Origin of the sequence: Extensimonas vulgaris (genome assembly GCF_003337425.1) — a bacterium.
Lineage (GTDB): Bacteria > Pseudomonadota > Gammaproteobacteria > Burkholderiales > Burkholderiaceae_C > Extensimonas > Extensimonas vulgaris.
The window spans coordinates 549,807-564,209 of sequence record NZ_QPJU01000001.1 but is presented as its reverse complement, the minus strand read 5'-3'; the positions used below and the strand labels follow the sequence as shown (position 1 = coordinate 564,209).

At 65.7% G+C, this 14,403-nt stretch carries 13 protein-coding genes; 8 read left to right on the top strand and 5 right to left on the bottom strand.

Annotation, left to right across the window (positions count from 1 at the left end):
- Positions 1–17: 17 nt before the first annotated feature.
- The 4 genes from eno to DFR45_RS02560 form a co-directional block, all read right to left on the bottom strand.
- On the bottom strand, positions 18–1,304 hold the full coding sequence (gene eno / locus DFR45_RS02575; RefSeq protein WP_114482104.1) for a phosphopyruvate hydratase: 1,287 nt from the start codon (positions 1,302–1,304) through the stop codon (positions 18–20).
- A 101-nt stretch (positions 1,305–1,405) separates the two neighbouring features.
- The gene (locus DFR45_RS02570; RefSeq protein ID WP_114482103.1) at positions 1,406–1,696 is read right to left on the bottom strand and encodes a DUF1330 domain-containing protein; all 291 of its coding nucleotides are present in this window, start codon (positions 1,694–1,696) and stop codon (positions 1,406–1,408) included.
- A 49-nt stretch (positions 1,697–1,745) separates the two neighbouring features.
- A complete protein-coding gene (gene kdsA, locus DFR45_RS02565) occupies positions 1,746–2,603 on the bottom strand; it encodes a 3-deoxy-8-phosphooctulonate synthase (RefSeq protein ID WP_114482102.1) in 858 nt (285 codons plus the stop codon).
- A 19-nt stretch (positions 2,604–2,622) separates the two neighbouring features.
- Positions 2,623–4,362, bottom strand: coding sequence for a CTP synthase (locus tag DFR45_RS02560; protein ID WP_114482101.1), 1,740 nt, complete (start codon positions 4,360–4,362; stop codon positions 2,623–2,625).
- A 362-nt stretch (positions 4,363–4,724) separates the two neighbouring features.
- Here DFR45_RS02560 and DFR45_RS02555 point away from each other — a divergent pair, with 362 nt between their 5' ends.
- The 7 genes from DFR45_RS02555 to DFR45_RS02525 all read left to right on the top strand — a co-directional run bounded on the left by DFR45_RS02555 (position 4,725) and on the right by DFR45_RS02525 (position 11,086).
- A complete protein-coding gene (locus DFR45_RS02555; RefSeq protein ID WP_241659388.1) occupies positions 4,725–5,666 on the top strand; it encodes a Bug family tripartite tricarboxylate transporter substrate binding protein in 942 nt (313 codons plus the stop codon).
- Positions 5,667–5,691: 25 nt separating this feature from the next.
- Entirely contained in the window at positions 5,692–6,744 is a 1,053-nt protein-coding gene (locus DFR45_RS02550) for an NAD(P)H-dependent flavin oxidoreductase (protein WP_114482100.1), read from the top strand.
- A gap of 25 nt (positions 6,745–6,769) precedes the next feature.
- Positions 6,770–7,993 (top strand): bifunctional phosphopantothenoylcysteine decarboxylase/phosphopantothenate--cysteine ligase CoaBC, encoded by a 1,224-nt coding sequence (gene coaBC, locus DFR45_RS02545; RefSeq protein ID WP_114482099.1) that lies wholly within the window; start codon positions 6,770–6,772, stop codon positions 7,991–7,993.
- Positions 7,994–8,066: 73 nt separating this feature from the next.
- Positions 8,067–8,516 (top strand): dUTP diphosphatase, encoded by a 450-nt coding sequence (gene dut, locus DFR45_RS02540; protein WP_114482098.1) that lies wholly within the window; start codon positions 8,067–8,069, stop codon positions 8,514–8,516.
- Between the two features lie 25 nt (positions 8,517–8,541).
- The gene (locus DFR45_RS02535) at positions 8,542–9,774 is read left to right on the top strand and encodes an MFS transporter (RefSeq protein WP_241659387.1); all 1,233 of its coding nucleotides are present in this window, start codon (positions 8,542–8,544) and stop codon (positions 9,772–9,774) included.
- A gap of 256 nt (positions 9,775–10,030) precedes the next feature.
- Positions 10,031–10,585: a class I SAM-dependent methyltransferase gene (locus DFR45_RS02530; RefSeq protein ID WP_114482097.1), complete on the top strand. Its 555-nt coding sequence runs from the start codon at positions 10,031–10,033 to the stop codon at positions 10,583–10,585.
- A 201-nt stretch (positions 10,586–10,786) separates the two neighbouring features.
- Positions 10,787–11,086, top strand: coding sequence for an H-NS histone family protein (locus DFR45_RS02525; protein ID WP_114482096.1), 300 nt, complete (start codon positions 10,787–10,789; stop codon positions 11,084–11,086).
- 252 nt (positions 11,087–11,338) lie between these two features.
- On the opposite strand, the gene DFR45_RS02520 is transcribed toward DFR45_RS02525, so the two are convergent.
- Positions 11,339–11,599: a hypothetical protein gene (locus DFR45_RS02520; RefSeq protein ID WP_114482095.1), complete on the bottom strand. Its 261-nt coding sequence runs from the start codon at positions 11,597–11,599 to the stop codon at positions 11,339–11,341.
- Between DFR45_RS02520 and acnA the strand changes: the two genes are divergently transcribed.
- Positions 11,598–14,393: an aconitate hydratase AcnA gene (gene acnA / locus DFR45_RS02515; protein WP_241659386.1), complete on the top strand. Its 2,796-nt coding sequence runs from the start codon at positions 11,598–11,600 to the stop codon at positions 14,391–14,393. The genes DFR45_RS02520 and acnA overlap by 2 nt on opposite strands.
- The last annotated feature ends 10 nt before the right edge of the window (positions 14,394–14,403 follow it).

Here is a 14,403-nt window from a genome sequence, read left to right as displayed (position 1 = left end):
TCTGGCGCGGCGCGCTGTCAGCGCAGGTTGTAGAACGCCGCGCGGCCCGGATAGTGGGCGACGTCGCCGAGGTCTTCCTCGATGCGCAGCAGCTGGTTGTATTTGGCCATGCGGTCGCTGCGGCTCAGCGAGCCGGTTTTGATTTGGCCCGCGTTGGTGCCCACGGCGATGTCGGCGATGGTGGCGTCCTCGGTCTCGCCCGAGCGGTGGCTGATGACGGCGGTGTAGCCCGCGCGCTTGGCCATTTCGATGGCCTGGAAGGTTTCGGTCAGCGTGCCGATCTGGTTGATCTTGATGAGGATGGAGTTGGCGATGCCTTTGTCTATGCCCTCTTTGAGGATTTTGGTGTTGGTGACGAACAGGTCGTCGCCCACGAGCTGTACGTTCTTGCCCAGGCGCTCGGTCAGGTGCTTCCAGCCGTCCCAGTCGCCCTCGGCCATGCCGTCCTCGATGCTGATGATGGGGTATTTGTCGCACCAGCTCGCGAGCATGTCGGTCCACTGCGCGGCCGCGAGCTGCAGGCCGCCCTCGCCCGCGAGCACGTATTTGCCGTCGCGGTAAAACTCGCTCGCCGCGCAGTCCAGGCCCAGCGCGATCTGTTCGCCCGCGCTGTAGCCTGCCGCGTCGATCGCCTGCAGGATGAGCTGGATCGCGGCTTCGTGGTTGGCCACGTTGGGGGCAAAGCCGCCTTCGTCGCCCACAGCCGTGCTCATGCCTTTGTCGTTGATGATTTTCTTGAGCGCGTGGAACACCTCGGCGCCCCAGCGCAGCGCTTCGCGAAAGCTCGGTGCGCCCACGGGAATGAGCATGAATTCCTGCAGGTCGAGGCTGTTGTTGGCGTGTGCGCCGCCGTTGATCACGTTCATCATGGGCACGGGCAGCTGCATGCTGCCCATGCCGCCAAAATAGCGGTACAGCGGCAGGCCCGATTCTTCGGCGGCCGCGCGCGCCACGGCCATGGAGACGGCCAGCATGGCGTTGGCGCCCAGGCGCGCTTTGTTGTCGGTGCCGTCGAGGTCGATCAGCGTGCGGTCGAGGAAGGCCTGCTCGCTCGCGTCCAGGCCCAGCACGGCTTCGGAGATTTCGGTGTTGACGTGCTCGACGGCCTTGAGCACGCCCTTGCCCAGGTAACGGCTCTTGTCGCCGTCGCGCAGTTCGATGGCTTCGCGGCTGCCCGTGGAGGCACCCGAGGGCACAGCGGCGCGGCCCATTACGCCCGACTCGAGCAGGACGTCGCACTCGACGGTGGGGTTGCCGCGGCTGTCGAGAATTTCACGACCGACGATGTCAACGATGGCACTCATGGAGCTTTTTCCTTTTGCAATGGTTTATAAGCGAAACAGGGCTCTGGCGCTTGTGCAGTCTGCGCAAGCAGCTATCAAAAAGTGAGATTTTTGGGCTTGGCTCACACGCCCTCGACGGCCAGCAGGCGCATGACGGCAGCGCCCTCGCGTGCGGCGCGGGCCTTGCGGTATTCGGGCGAGTCGTAAAAGGCGCGCGCGGCTTCCATGCTGGGGAACTTCAAGACCACGATGCGCCCCGGATCGAACTCGCCTTCGAGCACCTCGGCCTTGCCGCCGCGCACGCACACTTCGGCGCCGTGCACGCGCATGGCTTCGGTGCTGAGTTTGCGGTATTCGTCGTACTGCGCGGGGTTGGTGACGGTGACCGAGGCGATGACGTAGGCACTGCTCATTTTTTGTCTCCACGAGGTTGAGTTTGGGAACAGACCCTTTTACGCTGGGTCAAGAGCGAAAAGCGTCTTCGAGAAAGCCCTGGCGCTTGGTGACCGTATCGAGCGCGAGCAGGGTTTCGAGCAGGGCGCGCATGTGCTCGAGCGGCACGGCGTTGGGGCCGTCCGAGAGCGCTTGCGCGGGGTTGGGGTGCGTTTCCATGAACAAGCCCGCCACGCCCACGGCCACGGCCGCGCGTGCAAGCACGGGCACGAACTCGCGCTGGCCGCCGCTGCTCGTGCCCTGGCCGCCGGGCAGCTGCACGCTGTGCGTGGCGTCGAACACCACGGGCGCACCGGTCTCGCGCAGGATGGCGAGCGCGCGCATGTCGCTCACGAGGTTGTTGTAGCCAAAGCTCACGCCGCGCTCGCACGCGAGAAAGCGATCTTCCGACAGGCCCGCCTCGCGGGCGGCCGCGCGTGCCTTGTCGATCACGTTCTTCATGTCGTGTGGCGCGAGAAACTGGCCTTTTTTGATGTTGACCGGCTTGCCCGACTGCGCCACGGCGCGGATGAAGTCGGTCTGGCGGCACAAAAAGGCCGGCGTTTGCAGCACATCGACGACTGCAGCCACGGCGGGTACCTCGGCCTCGGTGTGCACGTCGGTGAGGACGGGCACGCCGATCTCGCGGCGCACCTTGGCCAGAATCTCCAGCCCGCGCTCCATGCCTGGGCCGCGAAAGCTCGCGCCGCTCGAGCGGTTGGCCTTGTCGTAGCTGCTCTTGAAGATGAAAGGGATGCCAAGGGCCGAGGTGATTTCCTTGAGCTGCCCGGCCACGTCCATCTGCAGCTGCTCGGACTCGACCACGCAGGGGCCGGCGATGAGGAAAAACGGCTGCTGGAGCCCGACGTCGAAACCGCACAGTTGCATGGGGTCTTCCTTCGTGGCCTCAAGCGGTGGTGGCGGGTGAAGCCGCCGTCGCAAGGGCTGCGGCTGGCGCGGGCACGGATGCCGCACCGATTTGCGCCGCTGCGGCACCCCCGAGCCGCCGCGCGCGCTGCTGCAGTGCGGCCTGGATGAAGGCGTTGAACAGCGGATGCCCATCCCAGGGCGTGCTCTTGAATTCGGGGTGGAACTGCACGCCGATGAACCAGGGGTGCACGCTCTGCGGCAGCTCGATGATCTCGGTCAGGTGCTCGCGCTGGGTGTAGGCCGAGATCACCAGCCCGGCTTCGCGCAAGCGGTCGAGGTAGTGGACGTTGGCTTCGTAGCGGTGGCGGTGGCGTTCGGTGACCACGTCGCCATAGATCTGGTGCGCGAGCGTGCCAGGCAGCACGTCGGCACTTTGCGCGCCCAGGCGCATGGTGCCGCCGAGGTCGGAATGCTCGTCGCGCTTTTGGATGCTGCCGTCGGCGTTTTTCCACTCGGTGATGAGCGCGATCACGGGGTGCGGCGTGTGCGGGTCGAACTCGGTGCTGTTGGCACCCGCAAGGCCAGCCACGTGGCGCGCGTATTCGATCGTCGCCACCTGCATACCCAGGCAGATGCCCAGGTAGGGGATGCGCTGCTCGCGCGCGAACTGGGCCGTGCGGATCTTGCCTTCGACGCCGCGCGGCCCGAAGCCGCCGGGCACGAGGATGGCGTCGTAATCGGCAAGCTGCTGCACCGTTTCGGCGTCCATGGTTTCGGAGTCGATGTGCACGATGTTGACGCGCACATGGTTGCGCATGCCCGCGTGGCGCAGTGCCTCGTTGAGCGACTTGTAGCTGTCGGAGAGCTCCACGTACTTGCCCACCATGGCGATGGTCACCTCGCCCTGCGGGTGCTCGGCTTCATAGACGAGCGCGTCCCAGCGCTGGAGCTTGGCGGGCGGCGTGTTGAGGCGCAGCTTGTCGCAGATCAGGCCGTCGAGCCCCTGCTCGTGCAGCATGCGCGGCACCTTGTAGATGGTGTCCACGTCCCACATGCTGATCACGCCCCACTCGGGCACGTTGGTGAAGAGCGAGATCTTGGCGCGCTCCTCGTCGGGGATGCGCCGGTCGGCGCGGCACAGCAGCGCGTCGGGCTGGATGCCGATCTCGCGCAGTTTTTGCACCGTGTGCTGCGTGGGCTTGGTCTTGAGCTCGCCCGCCGCGGCGATCCACGGCACGTAGGTGAGGTGCACGAAGGCGGCGTTGTTCGGCCCCAGGCGCAGGCTCATCTGGCGCACGGCCTCGAGGAAGGGCAGCGATTCGATGTCGCCCACGGTGCCGCCGATCTCGACGATGGCCACATCGACAGCGTCTTCGCCGTCCACCCCGGCGCCGCGCCGGATGAATTCCTGGATTTCGTTCGTGACGTGCGGAATCACCTGCACCGTCTTGCCAAGATAGTCGCCGCGGCGCTCTTTTTCGAGCACGGATTGGTAGATGCGGCCCGTGGTGAAATTGTTGGCGCGCCGCATGCGCGTTTCGATGAAGCGTTCGTAGTGGCCCAGGTCGAGGTCGGTTTCGGCGCCGTCGTCGGTGACGAAGACCTCGCCATGCTGAAACGGGCTCATGGTGCCCGGATCGACGTTGATGTAGGGGTCGAGCTTGATGAGGGTGACTTTGAGGCCCCGCGATTCGAGGATCGCGGCAAGGGAGGCAGAGGCGATTCCCTTGCCCAGGGAAGACACCACACCGCCGGTGACGAAGACGAATTTGGTCATGTCGTTTATGGGTGGTGGGAAATGGGAATTATAGGGGGCGGTTTCGGGGTGGGGCTGCGCCGCTGTGCCCGGTCAGGGCTGGCCGGCCCATAGAATTTCAGCCTGTCGTTTCACTCCCCTTTTTTCTGCAGCCATCCATGTCACCCATGCCTCTTTCGATACCCAAAGTTCGACAGGCTCCTAGTGCAGTGTTCGACGCTATCTGCGACATAAAACCGCGTCTTTTCGGCCTGGGCCGCGTTGCAAATCCTCGCGATACCGCCCGGTATCGCTGCGGTTTGCGCCTTGCCCAGACCAAAAATCCATCGGTTTTATTGGTCGCATCAAGCATCAAACACTACACTAGCCGTCGCCGCCTCCTCGTGGGCGCGTTGGCGGCGGCGGCATGGCCTGTTGCCCGGGCTGCGGCGCAGGACAAGCCCCTGCGCATCCTCGTGGGTTTTCCGCCCGGGGGTGGCTCGGACGTGATCGCCCGCCTGCTCGCCGAAAAGCTCAAGGATGCGCTGCAGCGTCCCGTCATGGTGGACAACCGCCCCGGTGCGGGCGGGCAGCTCGCGGCGCAGTGGCTCAAGGCCGCGCCCGCCGATGGCAGCGCGGTGCTGCTGTCGCACGACCACACCATCTCCATCTTGCCGCTGGTGCTCGCGCATCCGGGCTACGACCCGCACACCGATTTCGTGCCGCTCGGCGGTGTGGCCAGCTTCGTGAACGGGCTGGCCGTCGCCCCGGGCACACCGGCGCGCAGTCTGGCGCAGTACGTGGCGTGGGTGAAGGCGCAGGGCGGCAAAAGCGCCATCGGCATCCCCGCGCCGGCCTCCACACCCGAATTTCTGGTGCAGCTGCTCTCCAAACGCTATGGCTTGGACCTGGTGGCCGTGCCCTACAAGGGCAGTGCGCCGATGATCGCCGACATGCTGGGCCAGCAGATTCCCGCGGGCATAGGTTCGTCGGCCGACTTCATCGAACATTTGCGCAGCGGCAAGCTGCACATGCTCGCTGTGGTCGGCGCCCAGCGCCAGACGGTCTTGCCCGACGTGCCCACGTTCGGCGAGCTGGGCTTTGCGGGGCTGGAGGACACGCCTTTTTATGGCGTCTGGGCGCCACGCGGCGTGCCGGCGCAGTTCGTTTCCGACTTTTCGCGCGCGCTCGCCAAGGTGCTGGCGCTGCCGGACATACGCCAGCAGCTCACCGACATGGGCTTGAGCGTAGGCTTCATGGCGCCCGAGCAGCTCGACGCGCGCGAACGCGCCTACCGCGCAGCGTGGGCGCGCATCATTCAGGGCAGTGGGTTCCGGCCGCAGTGAATCGTCCTTTTCTGAAAGCACACCCATGTCGTACCTGCAAACCCGGCTCGGCCTGCAGTGGCCCATCATCCAGGCGCCCATGGCCGGGGTGTCCACGCCGCAGCTCGCGGCAGCGGTTTCCAACGCGGGTGGTCTGGGTTCATTGGGCATTGGCGCGTGCAGCGCCGCGCAGGCACGCGACATGCTCGAAGCGACCCGCGCGCGCACGGGCCGGCCGTTCAACGTGAACGTGTTTTGCCATGCTCCCGCACGGCGCGATGCCCAAGGTGAAGCCGCGTGGTTGCAGCATCTGGCGCCGCTGTTTGCCGAAGTGGGCGCGACGCCGCCCGCGGCCTTGCAGGAGATCTACCCAACTTTTCGTGACGATGCGCAAACTGTGGAGCTGCTGCTGCAGCTGCGCCCGGCGGTGGTGAGCTTTCACTTCGGGCTGCCCGACGCGGCGCGGATTCAGGCGCTGCGCGCGGCGGGCATTGTTCTGCTTGCCACGGCGACCGATGTGCACGAGGCGCTGCAGATCGAGCGCGCAGGGCTGGATGCGATCGTGGCGCAAGGCATGGAGGCGGGCGGGCACCGCGGCGTGTTCGACCCCGATGCGCCCGACGAGGGTCTGAGCACCGCCGTGCTCGTGCGGCTTTTGCGGCAGCACTCGCGCCTGCCCGTGATCGCAGCGGGCGGCATCATGGACGGACAGGGGGTTCGGGCCGCGCTGGACCTCGGTGCGGCTGCGGTGCAGTTGGGCACGGCGTTCATCTTGTGCCCCGAGTCCGCGGCCTCCGAGGCCTACCGCGCGCAGTTGCAGAGCGAGCGCGCATCGCATACCCGGCTCACGCGCGTGCTCTCGGGGCGCCCAGCGCGCGGCCTGGTCAATCGCCTGATCGAATGGGGCAAGGCCGCAGGTGCACCGCCACCGCCGGCTTACCCGGTGGCCTACGACGCGGCCAAGCAGTTGCACGCAGCCGCCGTGCGACAAGGTCTGCATGAATTTGCCGCGCATTGGGCGGGGCAGGGCGCGCCGCTGGCGCGTGCGCTGCCGGCGGCGCAGCTGCTGGCCCAGCTGGCGCGCGAGGCGGGATTTTGAGGTGTGCTCTGCTACATTCGCCGCTATGAACGACGAGGAACTTGCGGGCAAACACATCGTACTGGGCCTGAGCGGCGGCGTGGCCTGTTACAAGGCCGCGGAGCTTTGCCGCCAGCTGCAGCGCGCGGGCGCCACGGTGCAGGTGGTGATGACCGAGGCGGCGGCGCAGTTCATCACGCCCGTGACCATGCAGGCGCTGTCGGGGCGGCCCGTCTATGGTTCGCAGTGGGATGCGCGCGAGCCCAACAACATGCCGCACATCAACCTGAGCCGCAACGCCGACGCGGTACTGATCGCGCCTGCGAGCGCCGACTTCATCGCACGCCTCGCGCAGGGCCGCGCTGACGAGCTGCTCAGCCTGCTGTGCCTCGCGCGCCCGCGCGAGCGTGTGCCGCTGCTGCTCGCGCCGGCCATGAACCGCGAGATGTGGGCCCACCCCGCGACGCAGCGCAACCTCGCGCAGGTGGCTCAGGACGGCGCCACGGTGCTGGGCGTGGGCTGCGGCGACCAGGCCTGCGGTGAAACCGGCGACGGGCGCATGCTCGAGCCGCACGAGCTGGTCGAGGAATTGACGGCTTTCTTGACTCCGAAGCTGCTCGTCGGGCGCAAGGTGCTCATCACCGCGGGGCCGACCTTCGAGGCCATAGACCCGGTGCGCGGCATCACCAACCATTCGAGCGGCAAGATGGGCTTTGCCATCGCACGCGCGGCGCGCGCGGCCGGGGCCGAAGTCACGCTCGTCGCTGGGCCGGTGCACCTGCCCACGCCGCGTGGCGTGCGGCGCATCGACGTGCAGTCGGCGCAGCAAATGCTCGACGCCGTGCTGCAGCAGGTGCAAAGCGCCTCGGTCTTCATTGCCACCGCGGCCGTGGCCGACTGGCGCCCGGCCACGCAGGCCGCGCACAAGATCAAGAAGGATGGCTCGGGCGAGCCGCCGGTTCTGCGATTCGTGGAAAATCCCGACATCCTCGCCACCGTGGCGCAACTGCCGCAGGCGCGCAGCGGCGCGCTGTATTGCGTGGGTTTTGCCGCCGAGAGCGAGGACTTGCTCGCCCAGTCCAGCGCCAAGCGCCTGCGCAAGGGTGTGCCGCTGCTCGTGGGCAACATCGGCCCGGCGACCTTCGGGCAGGACGACAACGCCTTGCTGCTCGTCGATGCGAATGGCCACCGTGAACTGCCGCGCGCGTCCAAGCGCGTGCTCGCGCAGCAGCTCGTCGCCGAGATCGCCGCGCGCCTGCCGCACCATTGACGCTGCGCGCAGAGTTCGTCGCTTTGTTCGGGGCGCAGCGCGTCCCATTTTTTACTTCGTGCGAGAGGATGCCGTGAAGGTCGATGTGAAGATTTTGGATGCGCGCATGGCGCAGCAATTGCCCGCGTACGCCACGCCCGGCAGCGCGGGCCTGGATTTGCGCGCCTGCCTGGATGCGCCGCTCACGCTGGAGGCGGGCGCGTGCGCGCTCGTGCCCACGGGGATTGCGATCCATTTGCAAGACCCGGGCTACGCCGCCTTGATCCTGCCGCGCTCGGGGCTGGGGCACAAGCACGGCATCGTGCTTGGCAACCTCGTGGGTTTGATCGATAGCGACTACCAGGGACAGCTGATGGTCAGCGCCTGGAACCGCAGCGCGCAGGCGTACACGCTGCAACCCATGGAGCGCATTGCGCAACTCGTCATCGTGCCGGTGCTGCAGGCCGAGTTCAACGTGGTGTCCGATTTCGCCGCGCCGAGCGCGCGCGGCACCGGCGGCTATGGCTCCACGGGCACGGCGTGAGGGTGGATGGGGGCAAGGTTTTTTCATGACACAAGCAAACCATTCCTCCTCTGCGGGCAGCCTGCCCATGCTGCAGGTGCTCGCCTGCGGTGCGGCCATCGTCACCTTGTCGATGGGCATACGCCATGGCTTCGGGCTGTGGCTGCAGCCGATCACGCAGGAGCTGGGCTGGACGCGCCAGAGCTTTGCGCTCGCGATCGCGATCCAGAACCTGGCCTGGGGCCTGCTCGGCGTGCTCGCGGGCATGCTGGCGGACCGCTTCGGCGCTTTTCGCGTGCTTGTCGGCGGGGCGCTGCTGTACGCGCTCGGGCTCGCGGGCATGGCCTGGGCGCGCACGCCGCTGCTGTTTGCCCTGAGCGCGGGCGTGCTCATCGGCGCCGCGCAGGCGGGCACTACGTATGCCGTGGTCTATGGCGTGCTGGGGCGGCAGATCGCGCCGCACAAGCGCTCCTGGGCCATGGGCGTGACGGCGGCTGCGGGCTCGTTCGGGCAGTTTCTCATGGTGCCGGTGGAAGGCGGCCTGCTTTTGCACCTAGGCTGGCAGCAGGCGCTGCTCGCGCTGGCCCTGCTGGCGCTCTTGATCGTGCCGCTGGCCTGGGGCCTGCGCGAGCCGGGGTTTCAGGGCGCGGCGCACGCTCCACGCGCGCAGAGCGCGGGGCAGGCGCTGCGCGAGGCGCTGGCCTGCCCGAGCTATCTGTTGCTGATGGCAGGCTACTTCGTGTGCGGCTTCCAGGTGGTGTTCATCGGCGTGCACATGCCCAGTTACCTCAAGGACCATGGCTTGTCACCGCAGGTGGGCAGCCAGGCGCTCGCGCTGATCGGCCTTTTCAACGTGCTGGGCAGTTATGCGGCCGGGGTGATGGGGCAGCGCATGCCCAAGCGCTTCATTCTGGCGGCCATTTATTTTGCGCGCGCCGTGGCGATCAGCGTGTTCCTGCTGCTGCCGCTCAGTCCGCTTTCGGTATATGTGTTTTCTGCCGTGATCGGGCTGCTGTGGCTTTCCACCGTGCCGCCGACCAACGCCACGGTGGCGCAGATTTTTGGCGTGCAGCATCTTTCGATGCTCGGCGGGCTGGTGTTTTTCAGCCACCAGATCGGCAGCTTTTGGGGCGTCTGGCTCGGTGGTTATTTGTACGATCGAACCGGCAGCTATGACACCGTGTGGCTCATCGCGATCGCGCTGGGGGTGTTTGCGGGGCTGGTCAACCTCCCTGTCAGAGAGGCACCGTACCGCAGGGCAGCCGCCCAGTCGGTGTAAGCGGGTACGCGGCCATGGGTGCGGCAAGGTCTCAGCGCGACGACGTGAGAAACCGGTGGCGTCCCCGGTGGCGCTGGCTGGCCTGGGGCCTTGTGTGCCTGGCATTGCTGGGGGTGTTTGCTTCGTACACCGCCCCTGACTTCATGGTGCTGCTCGCGAACCAGTTGTGGGCTTGTTTCTGAAATTTTTGGGTCATTTTGGCGCCAAACCAAGGCAGAATCAGTGCAAGCAGCTCATTTTTCAGGAGTAATTGCAGATGCATGGTACGCAGCTTCCATCGGAATGGGTGCGCCGCTGGGCGCATCTGGTAGCGCCCGGCAGCACGGTGCTCGACGTGGCGTGCGGGGCGGGGCGCCACTTGCGCTGGCTGCACGCCCAAGGGTACGCGGTGGTCGGTGTGGATGCGTCGCCGCAGGCCCTGTCTGCCTGTGCAGGGTTGGGTGAACTGGTGTGCGCCGACCTCGAAAACGGCCCCTGGCCTTTTGCCGGGCGCAGTTTCGGTGCGGTGCTCGTCACGAATTATTTGTGGCGGCCTTTGTTTCCCGCGCTCGTGCAAAGCCTGGCACCCGGTGGGGTATTGATTTACGAAACCTTTGCGCAAGGCAATGAAACCGTGGGACGTCCGGCGCGGCCGGAGTTTTTGCTGCGTTCGGGTGAGTTACTCCAAGTCTGCGCAGGCTTGCATATCGTCGCGTATGAAGAAGGATTTTTGCCACAACCGGATCGTTTCGTGCAACGTATTGCAGCGGTACGTGAAAGCGGGGCAAAGAATGCGGGCGATCCCCCTTTGCGCTTTTCATTACAACCTTGAGCTGGGTTTTACCGTCCTATCGTGGCGGTGGACGTAGTTCCGGTGTCGCAATGGGGACGGCTTGCGCGCCAGGCAGCGCGTCTCTCGCTGATGTCGATAAGGGGCTTTTTGTGCTGAGCGGCTTCATGGGAAGTGCCTGAATCCAATTGGAAAATTATGTGTTTATAATGGCACTTCTACAATGTCCTTTCCATCGATACCATGAACAGCTATAAAGAACTTCTGAAGCAGCGTGAAGCCCTGGAGCAGCAAATCAAAGAGGCGCGGGAGCGTGAAGTGGCGAATGCCCTGGCGCAAGTGCGTACTTTGGTGGATGAGTTCGGTTTGACGGTGCAGGACGTATTTCCGTCGATGCGCGCACCCAGCCGCGGGCGCAGCGCGACGGCAGGCAGCAAAGTGCCGCCCAAATACCGTGATCCCGTGACGGGCAAGACCTGGACGGGGCGTGGCAAGCCGCCGAGGTGGATGCCCAAAGAAAATCGCGAGCAATACGCGATTTGAGTGACGTTTGCGGTTTGCGTTGGCACGCATTCCGCGGGTGTGCATTCTATTTTGCCCGATCTGGCTCAGCCGTCTCGGCTCTGTATTCCCCGTGCCTTTGAGGCCTTTCTTGTTTTTGTGGGCTTTGGGTGGTTTTGTGCGCGATCGGGATCATCGAATCTTCGACTTTGATTCATTTGTATCGTACCCCGCATGAAGCCATAGAGATTCGATGTGTGCGTGGATCGGGCTCAGCCGGTCCCCGCGAGGATGTTAATAAGAGCCAGGCGGCGAGTGCCTGGCTTTTTTCATCCTTTGCTGCGCGCGGGGCGCCGCTGTTTTGAGAAATATCTTGGCGGGCGGCGATTTTTTTGCATTTGACTTTCCAGGGGCGGTCCGGCGGGGCGGATCGGCCATGCCCGAGCGTGGGGTGATGTTTTGCTGGAAACGGCGCTGCGCGCGGCGCAGGTTTGTCAAAATGGCGCATTCTTTGACTACGTTGGGAGAATCGATGATGGCAAATTCCGTGCACATGTCTGCGCATCCCTTTGCTTCGGTGCTCGAAGAGTTTCGCACTGCTTCGGGCAAAACCGGGCGCTTTTATTCGCTGCCTGCGCTGGCGCGCCAGTTTCCCCGTATCGAGCGCCTGCCGGTGTCGCTGCGCATCGTGCTCGAGGCGGTGCTGCGCCATTGCGACGGGCGCAAGGTGCTGCCCGAACATGTGGAGCAGCTCGCGAACTGGGCGCCGCAGGCCGAGCGCAAGGACGAGATTCCGTTCGTGGTCGCGCGCGTGGTGCTGCAGGATTTCACGGGCGTGCCGCTGCTCGCTGATCTGGCGGCGATGCGCAGCGCGGCCGCGCGGCTCGGCCAAGACCCGCAAAAGATCGAGCCGCTCGTGCCCGTCGATTTGGTGGTGGACCACTCGGTCATGGTGGACCACTACGGCACGCGCAATGCGCTCGATCTGAACATGAAGCTCGAATTCCAGCGCAACCGCGAGCGCTACCAGTTCATGAAATGGGGCATGCAGGCCTTCAAGACCTTCGGCGTGGTGCCACCGGGCTTTGGCATCGTGCACCAGGTCAACCTCGAATACCTCGCGCGCGGCGTGCACCAGGGGGCGGACGGCGTGGTGTATCCCGACACGCTGGTGGGCACGGACAGCCACACGACCATGATCAACGGCATCGGAGTGGTCGGCTGGGGTGTGGGCGGTATCGAGGCCGAGGCCGCGATGCTCGGGCAGCCCGTGTATTTCCTCACGCCCGACGTGGTGGGGCTGGAGCTCACGGGCCAGTTGCGCGAGGGCGTCACGGCGACCGACCTGGTGCTCACCGTGACCGAGCTGCTGCGCCGCCACAAGGTGGTGGGCAAATTTGTCGAATTTTTTGGCGAAGGCGCGCGCACCCTCTCGGTGCCCGACCGCGCCACGCTGGGCAACATGGCGCCCGAATACGGCGCGACCATGGGCTTTTTCCCGGTCGATGAAAAGACCATCGAATATTTCCGCGGCACGGGTCGCAGCGCCGACGAGATCGAAGCCTTCGAAGCCTACTTCAAGGCGCAGGGGCTGTTCGGTGTGCCGCGCGCGGGCGAGGTCGAATACTCGTTGGTGCTGCGGCTCGACCTGGGCAGCATCGCGCCCAGCCTGGCCGGCCCCAAGCGTCCGCAAGACCGCGTCGAGCTCGGCCAGGTGGCGGCGCAGTTCACCGAGCTGTTTGGCAAACCCGCGGCCGAAAACGGCTTCAACCGCCCGGCCGCGCAGCTGCGCGAGCGCTACCCCGTGCATGTGAGTGCCCCGTCGTTGCCCACGCAGCGCGATGCTGACGTGACGCTCGGCAACGGTGACGTGCTGATCGCCGCGATCACGAGCTGCACCAACACCTCCAACCCGAGCGTGATGCTCGCGGCGGGTCTGCTCGCCAAAAAGGCCGTGGAAGCCGGGCTCACGGTGGCGCCGCACATCAAGACCTCGCTCGCGCCGGGCTCGCGCGTGGTGACCGAATACCTCACGCAGACGGGCTTGCTGCCCTACCTGGAGCAACTCGGCTTTGCGCTCGCGGGCTACGGCTGCACCACCTGCATAGGCAACGCGGGCGACCTCGCGCCCGAAATCAACGAGGCCATCACGGCCCACGATCTGGTGTGTGCGGCAGTGCTCTCGGGCAACCGCAACTTCGAGGCGCGCATCCACCCCAACCTCAAGGCCAACTACCTCGCGAGCCCGCCGCTGGTCGTGGCCTACGCGATCGCCGGATCGCTCCTGCGCGATTTGACGCGCGAGCCGCTCGGTCAGGGCAAGGACGGGCGTGCCGTCTATCTGCGCGACATCTGGCCGAGCAGCGAAGAAATCCATGCGCTGCTGCGTTTTGCGCTCAATGGCGAGGCGTTCCGCGCCAACTACGCCAAGGTCCAGTCCGACCCCGGCGCGCTGTGGCAAAACATTCAAGGTGTGCAAGGCACGACCTACACCTGGCCACCCAGCACCTATATCGCCGAGCCGCCGTTTTTTGCCAACTTCACTCTTGATAAAGGAGCTGCCAGCGCAGGTGGGACGGGCGCAAATGGCCAAAATGATGCGGATTCCGTCGCCGTGCGCGGCGCGCGCATCATGGCCTTGTTCGGCGACTCGATCACCACCGACCACATCTCGCCCGCGGGCTCCATCCCCGTCAAATCGCCCGCAGGGCAGTGGCTGCTTGCGCACGGCGTGAAGAAAGAGGACTTCAACAGCTATGGCGCACGCCGCGGCAACCACGAGGTCATGATGCGCGGCACCTTCGCGAACGTGCGCATCAAGAACCTGATGCTGCCGCCGCTGCCCGACGGCGCGCGCGAGGAGGGCGGCTTCACGCTCTACCAGAACCCCGGCCCGCAGCAGGGCGAAAAGATGTTCATCTTCGACGCCGCCATGCGCTACCAGGCCGAGCACACACCGACGGTGGTGTTCGCGGGCGAGGAATACGGCACGGGTTCGAGCCGCGACTGGGCGGCCAAGGGCACGCAGCTCTTGGGCATCAAGGCCGTGGTGGCGCGCAGTTTCGAGCGCATCCACCGCTCCAACCTCGTGGGCATGGGCGTGCTGCCGCTGCAGTTCCAGGCGGCCGATTCGTGGCAGTCGCTGGGGCTCACGGGACGCGAGGTCATCGACGTGCTGCCCGACCCTGCGCTCACGCCGCAAAGCGACGCCACCTTGGTCATCCACCGCCCCGACGGCACGCGCGAGCAGGTGCGCGTGACGCTGCGCATAGACACGCCGATCGAGGTGGACTACTACCGCGCGGGGGGCATCCTGCCCTTCGTGTTGCGCCAGCTGCTGGTGGCTTGACAAGCTGATC

Coding starts and splice junctions, on each gene's coding strand:
- coaBC (WP_114482099.1), top strand. CDS start 6,770: ATGAACGACGAGGAACTTGCGGGCAAACACATCGTACTGGGCCTGAGC.
- DFR45_RS02525 (WP_114482096.1), top strand. CDS start 10,787: ATGAACAGCTATAAAGAACTTCTGAAGCAGCGTGAAGCCCTGGAGCAG.
- kdsA (WP_114482102.1), bottom strand. CDS start 2,603: ATGCAACTGTGCGGTTTCGACGTCGGGCTCCAGCAGCCGTTTTTCCTC.
- DFR45_RS02530 (WP_114482097.1), top strand. CDS start 10,031: ATGCATGGTACGCAGCTTCCATCGGAATGGGTGCGCCGCTGGGCGCAT.
- DFR45_RS02550 (WP_114482100.1), top strand. CDS start 5,692: ATGTCGTACCTGCAAACCCGGCTCGGCCTGCAGTGGCCCATCATCCAG.
- DFR45_RS02570 (WP_114482103.1), bottom strand. CDS start 1,696: ATGAGCAGTGCCTACGTCATCGCCTCGGTCACCGTCACCAACCCCGCG.
- DFR45_RS02560 (WP_114482101.1), bottom strand. CDS start 4,362: ATGACCAAATTCGTCTTCGTCACCGGCGGTGTGGTGTCTTCCCTGGGC.
- DFR45_RS02535 (WP_241659387.1), top strand. CDS start 8,542: ATGACACAAGCAAACCATTCCTCCTCTGCGGGCAGCCTGCCCATGCTG.
- eno (WP_114482104.1), bottom strand. CDS start 1,304: ATGAGTGCCATCGTTGACATCGTCGGTCGTGAAATTCTCGACAGCCGC.
- DFR45_RS02520 (WP_114482095.1), bottom strand. CDS start 11,599: ATGTGCACGGAATTTGCCATCATCGATTCTCCCAACGTAGTCAAAGAA.
- acnA (WP_241659386.1), top strand. CDS start 11,598: ATGTCTGCGCATCCCTTTGCTTCGGTGCTCGAAGAGTTTCGCACTGCT.